General features: G+C 40.5%; 10 protein-coding genes and 1 pseudogene. 8 read left to right on the forward strand and 3 right to left on the reverse strand.

Annotation, left to right across the window (positions count from 1 at the left end; all coding sequences use genetic code 11):
* Positions 1-80: 80 nt before the first annotated feature.
* Genes melB through PG418_RS15550 form a run of 3 tightly spaced genes read left to right on the forward strand, consistent with a single transcriptional unit; the run spans position 81 to position 4,409 of the window.
* On the forward strand, positions 81-1,499 hold the full coding sequence (gene melB / locus PG418_RS15540) for a melibiose:sodium transporter MelB (protein ID WP_498837664.1): 1,419 nt from the start codon (positions 81-83) through the stop codon (positions 1,497-1,499).
* Positions 1,500-1,532: 33 nt separating this feature from the next.
* Positions 1,533-3,776, forward strand: a complete 2,244-nt coding sequence (locus tag PG418_RS15545; RefSeq protein WP_498837665.1) for an alpha-galactosidase — start codon at positions 1,533-1,535, stop codon at positions 3,774-3,776.
* Between the two features lie 3 nt (positions 3,777-3,779).
* On the forward strand, positions 3,780-4,409 hold the full coding sequence (locus tag PG418_RS15550) for a YczE/YyaS/YitT family protein (protein ID WP_008371268.1): 630 nt from the start codon (positions 3,780-3,782) through the stop codon (positions 4,407-4,409).
* A gap of 243 nt (positions 4,410-4,652) precedes the next feature.
* Here the strand turns inward: PG418_RS15550 and PG418_RS15555 are convergent, their stop codons facing one another.
* The 3 genes from PG418_RS15555 to PG418_RS15565 all read right to left on the reverse strand — a co-directional run bounded on the left by PG418_RS15555 (position 4,653) and on the right by PG418_RS15565 (position 8,950).
* A complete protein-coding gene (locus tag PG418_RS15555) occupies positions 4,653-4,781 on the reverse strand; it encodes a hypothetical protein (RefSeq protein WP_498837666.1) in 129 nt (42 codons plus the stop codon).
* Positions 4,782-4,830: 49 nt separating this feature from the next.
* Entirely contained in the window at positions 4,831-6,975 is a 2,145-nt protein-coding gene (locus tag PG418_RS15560) for an ATP-binding protein (protein ID WP_498837672.1), read from the reverse strand.
* Between the two features lie 145 nt (positions 6,976-7,120).
* Positions 7,121-8,950 carry an ABC transporter substrate-binding protein gene (locus PG418_RS15565; RefSeq protein ID WP_498837667.1) on the reverse strand — a complete coding sequence of 610 codons (1,830 nt, stop codon included), beginning with the start codon at positions 8,948-8,950 and terminating at the stop codon, positions 7,121-7,123.
* Between the two features lie 881 nt (positions 8,951-9,831).
* On the opposite strand from PG418_RS15565, the gene PG418_RS15570 reads away from it, so the two are divergent.
* The 5 genes and pseudogenes from PG418_RS15570 to PG418_RS15590 all read left to right on the forward strand — a co-directional run.
* Positions 9,832-10,029, forward strand: coding sequence for a helix-turn-helix domain-containing protein (locus PG418_RS15570; RefSeq protein ID WP_114000934.1), 198 nt, complete (start codon positions 9,832-9,834; stop codon positions 10,027-10,029).
* A 72-nt stretch (positions 10,030-10,101) separates the two neighbouring features.
* Positions 10,102-10,623, forward strand: a complete 522-nt coding sequence (locus PG418_RS15575) for a DUF5720 family protein (RefSeq protein WP_498837668.1) — start codon at positions 10,102-10,104, stop codon at positions 10,621-10,623.
* A gap of 170 nt (positions 10,624-10,793) precedes the next feature.
* On the forward strand, positions 10,794-11,690 hold the full coding sequence (locus tag PG418_RS15580) for a DUF6017 domain-containing protein (RefSeq protein ID WP_498837669.1): 897 nt from the start codon (positions 10,794-10,796) through the stop codon (positions 11,688-11,690).
* Positions 11,691-12,182, forward strand: a complete 492-nt coding sequence (locus PG418_RS15585) for a PcfB family protein (protein ID WP_498837670.1) — start codon at positions 11,691-11,693, stop codon at positions 12,180-12,182.
* Positions 12,179-12,469, forward strand: a pseudogene (locus PG418_RS15590) (VirD4-like conjugal transfer protein, CD1115 family); the annotation flags it as partial. The gene PG418_RS15585 and the pseudogene PG418_RS15590, both read left to right, overlap by 4 nt.
* Between the last annotated feature and the right edge of the window lie 44 nt (positions 12,470-12,513).

Raw genomic sequence — 12,513 nt, forward strand, 5'->3', positions numbered from 1 at the left:
TCAACAAACATAAGGAACACGTGCACAGGTTTCTTCACTCAAATAACAAATAAACAAAGGAGTATTAGAGGAGGAGAATCATGGGAAATCAAAAAGAAACTCAGAAAAATCCGCAATATAAATATGCGTCTACAAGAGAAAAATTATGTTTTGGAATTGGGGCAATCGGTAAAGATGCGATTTGCAATTTAGTAGGAGCATTTTTAATGCTTTATTTTACAGATACATTGTATCTGGCACCGGCATTTGTCGGCGTACTGTTTTTTGTGGCAAGAATATGGGATGCGATCAATGACCCGATGATGGGAATGATTGTTGACAATACACATACACGTTTTGGTAAATTCAGAATCTGGCTTGTAATCGGAACATTGGTGAATTCAGTTGTATTTGTTTTGTTATTCCACAGCTTTAACCTGTCAGGAACAGCATTGTACGTATATGTATCTGTTATGTACATCTTATATGGAATGACTTATACGATCATGGATGTTCCTTACTGGTCATGGCTTCCGAACTTGACAAATGATCCGCACGAACGCGAGAAAGTATCCGTAATTCCAAGATTTTTCGCAAGTCTTGCAGGATTTTCAGTAGCAACATTTGGGCTTTATATTATCAACTACCTGAACAAAGTTGCAGGCGAGAGCAATCTCTACGCAGAAAAAGGATATACACTTTTCGCAATCATTATCGCAGTTATTTTCATCGTTACAATCGGCATTACTGTATTTAATGTAAAAGAGGAATCAACATTAGGTATATCAGCAGAAAAGACAAGTCTGAAACAGGCATTTCAGGTAATTGTAAAAAATGATCAGCTGCTTGCATTTATCGGATTACTTTTGACATTTAACCTTTGTACACAGATTGCAAAAAGCTTTGCTGTATATTATTTCAAATGTGTATGCCATGATGAATATCTGTATTCTATTTTTGGACTTGCGATTATTGCTGAGATGGCGGGACTTTTATGCTTCCCGAAAATTGCAGAAAAAATTAGCCGTGAAAAAGTATACGCATTTGCATGCGGACTTCCGATTGTTGGATTTGTACTGCTCGGTGCAGCAGGATATGTAGCACCACAGAGCAAGGTGTTAGTTATTGTATGTTGTGCATTACTTTTCTTTGGCTCAGGTCTTTCACTTGGAGTAACAACATGCTGTATGGCAGATGTTATCGACTATGGAGAAGTGAAGTTTGGTGTACGAAATGAAAGCGTAACATGTTCTGCACAGACATTCCTTATGAAGGCAGCTATGGCAGCAGCAGGTGGATTAACAGGAATTGGTCTTCAGATTGTAGGATACAACGCAAAAGCGGTAACGCAGAGCGCAGCAACAGTAATGGGGATTCGCGTGTTAATGATTGTAATTCCAATCATTCTTGCATTTGCTAGCTTTGGTATTTACAAAAAATACTACACTTTAAAAGGTGAGAAGATGGAAGAAATCACAAGAAAAGTAAATGAAATGCATGCGAAAAAGCAGACAGCTTAAGAGTCAACAATTCAATTATAAAAGGGGTAGTATATGAGACAGATTATTTTTCACGAGGAAACGAAAACTTTCCATTTATACAATGAAAAAATCAGTTATATCTTATGTGTATTAGAAAATGGACATTTGGGACAATTATATTTTGGAAAACGACTTCATGACAAAGCAGATTTTTCTTATCTGGTTGAGAAATGTGAACGCCCAATGACATCGTATATATATGAGTGGGATCGTACTTTTTCATTGGAACATATCCGACAGGAATATCCGGTTTACGGTACGACAGATTACAGACATCCGGCAATTGAATTGTTACAGGAAAATGGCAGCAGGATCAGTGAGTTCCAATATGACAGTTATGAGATCATTGACGGAAAACCGAAGCTCTCCGGATTGCCGGCAACATATACGGAGTCCGAAGGGGAAGCGCAGACATTGCGCATCTTCCTGAAAGACGCTTTGACTGGTGCAAAACTGGCGCTTTTATATACGATTTTTGATGAATATAGTGTAATTGCAAGAAGTGCTTGTATTGAAAATGCTGGTGAGAAAAATCTGCATGTATTAAATATGATGAGCTTAAGCCTGGATCTTCCGGATAAGGATTATGAATGGATGCAGTTGTCCGGTGCGTGGTCCAGAGAGCGCTATATTAAGAATCGAACATTGGAGCAAGGCATAACAGCTATCGACAGCATGCGCGGAAATTCTTCTCACGAACATAATCCGTTCCTTGCTTTAAAACGTCACAACACAGATGAAAATGCAGGAGAAGCAATTGGAATAAGCCTTGTATATAGTGGAAATTTCCGTATGCAGGCAGAGGTAGATACATATAATGTGACACGAATTACAGCCGGGATCAATCCAGAAGGATTCGATTGGAAATTAGAACCGGGAGAAAGTTTTCAGACACCGGAAGCAGTTCTGGTTTACAGTGAAAATGGATTAAATGGCATGAGTCAGACATTCCAGAAGCTGTATGCAAAAAGACTCGCAAGAGGGTATTGGCGCGATAAGGCAAGACCGATTTTAAATAACAACTGGGAAGCAACTTATTTTGACTTTACAGAAGATCGCCTTGTAGAGATTGCCGGGAAAGCAAAAGAATGTGGAGTAGAACTGTTTGTCTTAGATGACGGATGGTTTGGTGCGAGAAGAAATGACAGAGCCGGTCTTGGCGACTGGGTGGCAAATGAAGAGCTTCTGCCAAATGGCATCAAAGGTCTGTCAGAAAGAATTGAAGCACTTGGATTAAAATTCGGCCTTTGGTTTGAGCCGGAGATGGTAAATAAAGACTCTGATCTTTATCGAGCACATCCAGACTGGATTTTACAGACACCTGGAAGAAATACATCACACGGCAGATACCAGTATGTACTCGATTTCGCAAGAAAAGAAGTAGTAGATTATATTTATGGTATGATGACAAAGTTATTATCGGAGTCGAAAATCTCATATATTAAATGGGATATGAACCGAAGCATTACGGAATGCTATAGTAACAAACTTCCTTCAGACAGACAGGGAGAAGTGTTCCATCGTTATATTTTGGGTGTATATGATCTGTACGAGCGGTTGACAAATGAGTTTCCAGAAGTATTATTTGAATCCTGCGCCAGCGGTGGCGGAAGATTTGATCCGGGAATGCTGTATTATGCACCGCAGGGATGGACAAGCGATGATTCGGATGCAATTGAGCGTCTGAAGATTCAGTACGGAACTTCTATGTGTTATCCACTCAGCAGTATGGGAAGCCATGTGTCTGTTGTTCCGAATCACCAGGTATTTCGCAATACTCCATTACATACCAGAGCGAATGTAGCATACTTTGGAACTTTTGGATATGAACTGGATCTCAACAAATTGACAGAAGAAGAGATCAAAGAAGTAAAAGAACAAATCGCATTTATGAAAGAATACAGAGAAGTGTTACAGTTTGGAACATTTTATCGTCTGAAAAGTCCATTTGAAGGAAATGAGACGGTATGGATGGTGACAAATGAAGACCGCACGCTTGCAATCGTAGGCTACTATCGTGTTTTAAATGGAGTGAATCAGCCGTATAGCCGTGTTAGATTACAGGGATTGAACCCGGATATGGTTTATGAAAATGTATGGAATCATACAGAAAATTACGGAGACGAATTGATGAATTATGGATTGATCACATCTGATGTGACAGCTGGTGAAGTGCCAGGAAATGTGACTCATTGTACCGATTTTGAATCTAGAATATATATGCTGAAAGGCAAAAAAGTTCAGGAGGGAAGATAGAGCATGACGAAGACAAAAAGAACTGGCGGAATGGTACTGGGAATATTGTTTATTGGATTATGTGTATCTTTCTTACGACTTTCACAATTTGGCGTGGATCCATTCAGTGCAATGAATCTTGGAATCAGCGGATTTATCGGATGGAGTTTTGGAACGTGGCAGCTGCTTGTCAATGCAATCATCCTTGTAGTTGTATTCTTTCAGGCAAGATCCTGCATTGGTGCGGGAACCATTATCAATATGGTATTTGTCGGATATATTGCAGATTTTATCTGTTATGTAGCAAATGATGTAGTGCAGATTCAGATGAATCTGCCACTGCGTATCCTTGCACTGCTGCTTGCTCAGCTGATGGCATCCATGGGAGTGGCATTATATATGGTCGCAGATATGGGAATCGCCCCATATGACAGTGTCGCTATTATAATCGAGAAACTTACACATCAGAAAATTCCATTCCATAAAGCAAGGATCCTTTCGGATGTTGTTGTCGTGATTATCGGAATCATATTTGCCACTGCATCTGGGGCGGGAATCTGGTCGGTAGTAGGGATTGGTACAATTATAAATGCCTGCTTCAACGGTCCATTAATTCAATTTTTTAAAACAAAACTGGAGAGATTTTACTTGTAAAATCTAAGGATTACAATTCTCCAACTCTTGCAAGGCTCATATCCAGAACGGATACGGGCCTTTCTTTTTCCATCAAGCAGTAAAGAATCTATCAGACGGTATCTGCATTGCGAGAAAAAGAAAAAGTTCTTTGGCATATGATGCTTAATACGGATATGAAGTAGGCTGCACTCTCAAGTTCCTATGGAATCAATAACGCCGGTACTGGATATCAAAATCCCGCACCGGCTTTATTGATTGTAATTATCTTACTTTGATATAATCATAAATTGTCACCCTCACAAACTTGATGTTATCGATATACATTCTTCTGTCATAGATCAGCATCAGTTGTGGCATATTGATATCCAAAAGTGTTAAATTTTGAATCATTTACAATGAGTATTTTTCGTTTCTTGTCCTTCTTATTTCTCTTTAGTGATTATTGATCAATAAATTGGGCTTCGTCCCCCCCAAGTTTTATATTTCTTATGGTTTTCTTCAGCAACTTCATATCAACTGGTTTTGAAATATGAGCATTCATTCCAGCAGAGAGAGAGTGCTGCATATCCTCTGAAAATGCATTGGCAGTCATGGCAATAATCGGGATCGTCTTTGCCTGTTCATGTGAACTTCTACGGATTGCCTTCGTTGCCTCATAACCATTCATAACAGGCATTTGTACATCCATCAAGATCATATCATACTCACCGGGCACGGACTGTTCAAATGCTTCCAAAATCCTTTTGCCATTTTCACAAATAGTACACTCTGCACCTTCAAGCTTTAATAATTCCATTAGGATTTCTGCATTCAACTCATTATCCTCTGCACAAAGGATGCGCATTCCATCCAGAATATCACTATCTGTCTCATGCATTTCTATCTGTTCTGTCGAAGAAACTACTCTGTTCTCCACAATTTTTAAATTTAAGATTACTTCAAAACTACTTCCGTGATTCGGTTCGCTTTCAACCTCAATCGTTCCCCCCATCGATTCAACCAGATTTTTAGTGATTGCCATTCCCAGACCAGTTCCCTGTATTTTGTTTGTTACGGAACTTTCTGCACGAGTAAACGCGTCAAAGATAGTTTCTTTAAAATCAGCAGACATTCCCATACCATTGTCACTGACTATAAAATGATATTTTCCATATGTAGAAGAGTTTGTCTCACTTTCTTCTGCTATAAAATGGATTATTCCACCTTCCTGTGTGTACTTTATTGCATTAGACAACAGATTACTGAAAATCTGCATCAGATGAACCTTGTCGCCATTTACCCACTCATGTTTAAGGTTTTCTTTTGTGATTATAAAACTCTGATTTTTTTCGTTTGCCTGTGAATGAAATATTGTATTGAGTTCTTCTATAGAATCCAGAATAGAAAAATCAGAATATTTGAAAACTGTTTTTCCAGCTTCAATCTTGCTCATATCCAAAACATCATTAATAATTCCTAATAGATGCTGAGAAGAAATAGCTATTTTATCTGCATACTCTATAACTTTTTCTTTGTCGCCGGCATTATGTCTGATTAATGATATAATACCAATGATTGCGTTCATAGGTGTGCGAATATCATGCGACATATTGGATAAAAAATCTGTTTTTGCCTTATTTGCATTTTCAGCGGTCTGTAGAGCCTCAATAGCAATGTTCTTAGCCTTTTTCAGATTTTTATTAGCTTCTTCCATTTCGCTTATAGCCATTGCCTGAAGCTCATTGTTTCTTTTTTCAAATTTAACTTTTTGATTTGCAATACTGAATCTGGAAATACTGTAGAATAATCCAGCAAAAAGCAAGATTATAAATCCTGTCATGAGCATTGTAGTAAGCCCAATCGTTTTCTGGTATTCTTTCAACACATTATCTACTGTCGCTTTTTTTACAATACAAATCAACATCGTATTGTTGCTTTCTATCGGACAATATCCCAAATAATAAGGCTCATCTTTCCCCAAAAGTTCTACTCCCTTTTTTCCTTCCGCAATCTTTTTATTCAGAGAATCAAACTCTTTTTCTGTTATAGCATGATTACTTTTCAAATGTTTCAGTAATGAATAATTTCGAAAAAAAATGTCATCCTTCTGGTTCGTATAAGTAATATTTCCATCATTGTCCAACATGAAGAGATATGCACTTCCATCATATCCTCCAAGATTTAACATGGAGTCTAATTTCGAATGATCATACACTGTTCCAATCGCTGTATAAGTTTCTCCATTAATCGTATATTCCTGACATGGAATTGCTACCAAATAACCGTCTTTTTTCACTTGTTCAAATTCAAGAGCGACCAATTTTCCAATATTAGATCCGTTTCTCAAATTCAGCAAAAGCTTACTAGGCATATCAACTTTCAGTTTTGTTCCATCTGAGGTTATAGCTTTTCCATTTTCCTGTAGAAATAAAAGTGTACTCTCAGATTCTTTTTCCCATGCCTTAAAAAAGTTTCGGTTATTATCTGGTTCAAGGGATATTTTCTTCTCTTTACACAGATAGTCCTCAACAAAATGTAACTGTCTATAGTATCCACTCACTTGCATATCATAGGTCTGTTGAATCTGTTCGACAACAGCTTCCATACTGATTTCTCCATTTTCCTCAATACATGTATTCATCCTATTCAACAGAAACCTTACAAAAACAAAACTTGAAAGAATGAAAATCATGACAAACAATGGCATTATTATTTTTTTTCTCTTAATTATCTCTTGTTCTATTTGCACTTTATTTTTCAACCTCTATATAGTCTTCTGGTGCTGACGGTTGCTGCCCATTTGACATGGCCGCAATCCATGCACTAGATAATGTTGTATTCCCTATTTGCTCAATAGTACATTTTGGATTAATTTTTTTCAAAATAGATTTTATCGTATCCGTAAGAAGAATGGAATATTCTTTTTCTGTGTCTATTTTTTTATCATTTATTGTTATATCCTTTAATGAGAATCCGTTTTCTTCGTTTTTGACAATTATTTTCATACCAGATGCAATCGGCAATTCGTATTTTGTGGTTACATAAAAATTCTCATCAGCCTCTGTAAGATATTTTTTAACGAGTTCATAAACCTGCTCACCGTTGAGCTTTACAAGATATAATGGGGTATCTGAATTCTTCGCTGTCATCAGACCGACCCGGCTGCTGGTGCATTCTCCTTTGTAAATAGAAGAAGTATAATAATAATATGGTGTCAGAGCCAACTGTGCATCATTTTCTTTTCTGATTGTAGTTAAAATAGATGATGCTGCATCTCGACCGCTCTTATCATTCAATGAAATGGAATACTCGTTTTCAAAATTCACCGTACTTTTTTCTTTTGAATCTTTACTATTCATTGCACTACGAAAAGCATTATAAGCCTGCATTTCATCCATTTTTCCTGATAATAATCCGTGAACAGCTTTAAGACTGGCATCGAATGATTTTTGAGCAGAATATCGGATATAAATAGAAGTATCTTTAATTTCTTCTTCCAAGCCTGGTACATTCTGCATCATTGATGGAACATCTGTGTTAAACGAAATCACACCACTTCCATCTGCAATCAGTTTTTGTCCCTGTTCCGAAATCATACAATCCAGCACATCTAATGCTGTATCCAGTTTTTCCTGGTTTTTTTCCAATTCTTTATTGAATGCAATATTTAAGGATGGGAACATATACACAAAAGAACTATCTGAAGTCTGTGAAAAATAAGGAATACGTATTAGTTCCGCATCCATCTGATCTTGGAATTTTTGCATATCTCTAGGCTGTCCATGAAACATTGCTGATTTTCCTTCAACAAACATCTGAGTTCCTGTATTAACATTAACATTGATATCCTCTTTACTAAAATGCGAATCTTTAAGGAACTGACTTGTTTCCGAAAAAATTCTTTTCCATAGTACGTCGTCAAATTTTATTTCACCAGCTGAAGTTTCGGCTTCGTTTCGCCAGTCAATACCAGCCAAACTTGTAAATTCACCAATCGCTGCCGCCTGAATTATTTCTTGATTTGCCCAGTCTTCTGCAAAGTTCATCGAGTAAGGTTTTATACCCTTATCATAAAATTGCTGGCAAACCTGTACGTATTCTTCATAATTTTCCGGAACTTTGATTCCATACTGATCAAACAGTGTCTTGTTGGCAATAATCGTCTGCGGAAGTGCACAGATTGGCAACCACTGAATTTCATTATCTGTATCCTTATAATATTCCACTGCATAGGAATAGTACTTAGAAACCACATCATAAGAAGCAAAATCCATAAGATATGGCTGTAAATCCTGCGCATCCGTTCCAGAGAATCGACGTACTGTCATGATGTCCGGCAACTCACCATGCTCTTTAAAATAGCTATATAAATCAGTGTCATTATTTCCAATAATAAATTCAATATCCTGATCTGGAAATTGCTCATGGATATAAGGAGCAATATTTTTCATTAAGCGATTTTCCCACAGATACACGGTAAGGTGATCGTCTTTTTTAGATTGTCCACATCCAGCCAAAATACCAGTTACTAAAAGTACACCAGACACCAATGCGGCCAGATAACATTTTGTTTTTTGCATACGTCAAATTCCTTATTCTTTCGATTAAAACACATTTCAATATTTTCGTTTTACAAGCCCTTTAGCTTTGTGTCACAGATTTTCATCTGCTTTGTCTCAATTCTTTTAATTATAGCATTTTATTTTTTCACGTCTATATTTTTCACGTTAATGTAAAAAAATTTTATTTTTATTTTTTCTTTTCCCCCACTGTAAAACAGCCTCTGAGCGTTTCGTTATATAGAGGGGTACAAATAAGAGCAAGATCCACCCATGTTTAACAGTATTGCCATTTGGCATCTTGTTCTCCTATGGGATTTATCTTGATGGAGATCTCCCCATACCCTCTCAATAACAGATGTTTCACTTGTCTGTTGGTTCCACCTGAAGGTGTTCACAGCACTATTTCTAATATTGGAAGGGACAGCCGATATTGAAATACGTGGACTCCCGGCGGGAGGAATAGTCTCAACGGAAGGAGGAGTATGAGAACAAAAATCGGATTGCGTTAGCTGGAAATTGATCATTTTGAATGGAATTTTGTGCCACGAACGTGATTTGAAAATAACAAAAGCGTTCGTTGTCAGCTAATCCAGCTAACATTTTCGAACGCTTTGAAGCCCGTCGCCAAGAGGATTTGAACCTCCGACCCCTCGCTTAGGAGTATGGCTTACCATGTGATACACGGTTCGGATGTAACTTCCAATATCATCCCTTACGCAGAATGACTTGTAGTAAACGAACTTTATGGTGCAAAACACCTATTCTGACGCAGTTTTATGTGTCCGTTGGGTGGTCCTATTAGCAAATTCTTAGCAAGAGGACACCCAGCCAAAACTGATTGCTACTGCCATTCTCCACTCCCTTAGTCAAAATGACAAGGCAAATACATGGAGGTTACTATGGACAAGAAAGAGAAAAAGTCACTGCCGGAACCGCGCACATACACCGTGGAACAAATTGCGGCCATGCTCAACATCGGTCGCACAACCGCATATCAGCTCGTCAAGCAGGAGGAGTTCAGAATCGTCCGCATAGGAAATGCGATCCGCGTCTCCAAGAAATCTTTTGACGAGTGGCTGGAAAGTTTGGAATTGTGAATATTGCAAGAAACGCCGTAGGCTCAAAAAACCTATGGCGTTTTTTTATACCCATTTTGAAGGAGGCTGGCAATGAAACTGACAGAAGCAGAAATGAGGATGGTGTTTCAGATTGAAAGTACCAATCAGAACGCTGTCCTGAATGAGATTTACATGACATGGCGCTATGCGCCGAACCAGGCAGTAAAAGAAACGGCGGAAAGCCTTCTGGACAAGCTCCGTCCCCTGTCGGATCAGGAGTGCATGGATTTGATCCGCAAAGTGCAGGCCGAATACCGTCTGCCGGAGAAAGCCCGCACCATCGGAGAAATGCTGGCAGAAACCAGGCAGCGATCCGGGGCGCAGAAGTTATCCGGCCATGACATTATGGCTTTGGAGCGTTTCGACCCGGCGACCAGACACATGATCGTCTTTGATGTTCTTACCCATGACTCGCCTGTTGGCTGGAAGGGTGAGAAAATGCGCCTGTTCCTGACGGATGCCGGATACAGCAAGGCTTTGGAGAATCAGGAAAAGGGTCATATCAAAATCCGCAACCATGCGAAGGTGCTTTCCGGCGACCTCCACTATGACCATAAAGACCGTGAGAGGTAGCCGCCCCCAAAATGTATCAAAATCAGTGGGATATCTTCTGTTTTTCCCTCTGTGGCTTGCGTTCTGAACAGGGCGTGGATGTTTTCCCATGCGGGAGAAAACGGAGGCATACAGACGGGTAAACCGCTCAAAATCAACACTTTTTATTTTCACAGGAAGGAGGTGCGAAGATGGCTGTTTTTCGTATTGAAAAGACCCGTGATTATACGGTCATGTCGAACCATCACTTGAAAGATCGAACGCTGACCCTGAAATCCAAAGGACTGCTGTCCATGATGTTGTCGCTCCCTGACGAGTGGAATTACACCACCAGAGGTCTTGCGGCGATCTGCCGGGAAGGTGTGGACAGCATCGGTGCGGCATTGAAGGAGCTGGAAAACCACGGGTATATCCGGCGCACCCAGCTTCGGGATGAAAAAGGCAAGATCACGGATACCGAGTATGTCATTTACGAAATGCCTCAGTGCGAACCGTCGTCAAGCCCAGGTACGCCTTTACCGGGTACGGCAAAGCCATATACGGAAAACCCGGATATGGGTATCCCGGATACGGCGGACCCGTGTACGGAAAACCCCGCACAATTAAATACTAATCAAACAAAGACTGATTTATCAAGTACGGAGATATCAAATCCTATCCAATCAAATCCCCCTACCCCCGCAGGGGCAAGGATGGGAACGGATTGGATGGGAGCCAGAGAATGCTATCGTGAAGTGATTTTGGATAACATCGAGTACAGCTATCTGGTGCAGGACAGCCATATCGACCGTGAGCAGCTTGACGAGATTGTTGACCTGATCGTGGATACCGTATGTTCTGCCCGCAAAGTCATCCGCATTGCCGGAGACGATTATCCGGCGGAGGTGGTAAAGTCCCGGTTTATGAAGCTGGACAGCTCCCATGTTCAGTATGTCATGGACTGCATGAAGGATAACACCACCTATGTCCGCAATATCAAGAAATACCTTCTGGCGGCGCTGTATAACGCCCCGACCACCATCAACAGCTACTATTCTTCCCTGGTGCAGCACGATATGTACGGGGACGGGCAAAGGGGGCGAGGCTAAATGCAGGAGGAAGTAACGCGGGGCACCGTGACGCTCATTGTTGACGGAGCCAAGCTAAGTGAGCAGGTCTTTGAAAAGGCCGTCAAAAAGTTCCTGGAGGAAATTCAGAAAAGCCAGAAGCCAAAAATCTACCGCGGCAGGCAGAGCCTTAAACAGCTTGCCAGCCAGAACGCCGGTCTTGCCAATATCGAGATCAGCGACAAGAATATCAAGGCTTTCTCCCGTGTAGCGAAGAAATACCATGTAGATTTTGCCTTGAAGAAGGACACCGCCGCAGAGCAGCCCCGTTACCTGGTCTTTTTCAAAAGCCGGGACGCAGACGCCATCACAGCGGCATTTCAGGAGTTTGCCAGCCGCAAAATGAGCCGTGAGGAAAAGCCCTCCATCCGGGAACGGCTGACCCAGGCGAAGGAACAGGCGGCGGAGAAAGCGGAACACCGCACCATTGACCGGGAGAAAGTAAAGGTCAAAGATCGGAGTGTGCAGAGATGAACATGAAAAAACTGTTTTTGCTGAACCTTCCGTATCTTCTGTTCGTGTATCCCTTCGATAAGCTGGCACAGGCTTTCCGGCTTGCGCCCGGCGCAGACCTTTCCGACAAGCTGCTTTCTATCGGGGACGGCTTTACGGCAGCACTTTCCTCCCCGTGGCTCAGTTTCCATCCCACGGACCTTCTGATTGGCATAACTGGTGCGGTGGTCCTTCGCATGGCGGTCTACCTGAAAGGCAAGAACGCTAAGAAGTACCGTCACGGGATCGAGTATGGTTCTGCCCGCTGGAGTGCATAATCTTAACTGTAAACAACGACTTTATGGACGCAGGA

Source organism: Bariatricus sp. TF06-38A, from assembly GCF_027690675.1.
In the GTDB taxonomy this organism is placed as follows: Bacteria; Bacillota; Clostridia; order Lachnospirales; family Lachnospiraceae; genus Allocoprococcus; species Allocoprococcus comes.

Coding starts and splice junctions, on each gene's coding strand:
- melB (WP_498837664.1), top strand. CDS start 81: ATGGGAAATCAAAAAGAAACTCAGAAAAATCCGCAATATAAATATGCG.
- PG418_RS15545 (WP_498837665.1), top strand. CDS start 1,533: ATGAGACAGATTATTTTTCACGAGGAAACGAAAACTTTCCATTTATAC.
- PG418_RS15550 (WP_008371268.1), top strand. CDS start 3,780: ATGACGAAGACAAAAAGAACTGGCGGAATGGTACTGGGAATATTGTTT.
- PG418_RS15555 (WP_498837666.1), bottom strand. CDS start 4,781: ATGATTCAAAATTTAACACTTTTGGATATCAATATGCCACAACTGATG.
- PG418_RS15560 (WP_498837672.1), bottom strand. CDS start 6,975: ATGGAAGCTGTTGTCGAACAGATTCAACAGACCTATGATATGCAAGTG.
- PG418_RS15565 (WP_498837667.1), bottom strand. CDS start 8,950: ATGCAAAAAACAAAATGTTATCTGGCCGCATTGGTGTCTGGTGTACTT.
- PG418_RS15570 (WP_114000934.1), top strand. CDS start 9,832: ATGGACAAGAAAGAGAAAAAGTCACTGCCGGAACCGCGCACATACACC.
- PG418_RS15575 (WP_498837668.1), top strand. CDS start 10,102: ATGAAACTGACAGAAGCAGAAATGAGGATGGTGTTTCAGATTGAAAGT.
- PG418_RS15580 (WP_498837669.1), top strand. CDS start 10,794: ATGGCTGTTTTTCGTATTGAAAAGACCCGTGATTATACGGTCATGTCG.
- PG418_RS15585 (WP_498837670.1), top strand. CDS start 11,691: ATGCAGGAGGAAGTAACGCGGGGCACCGTGACGCTCATTGTTGACGGA.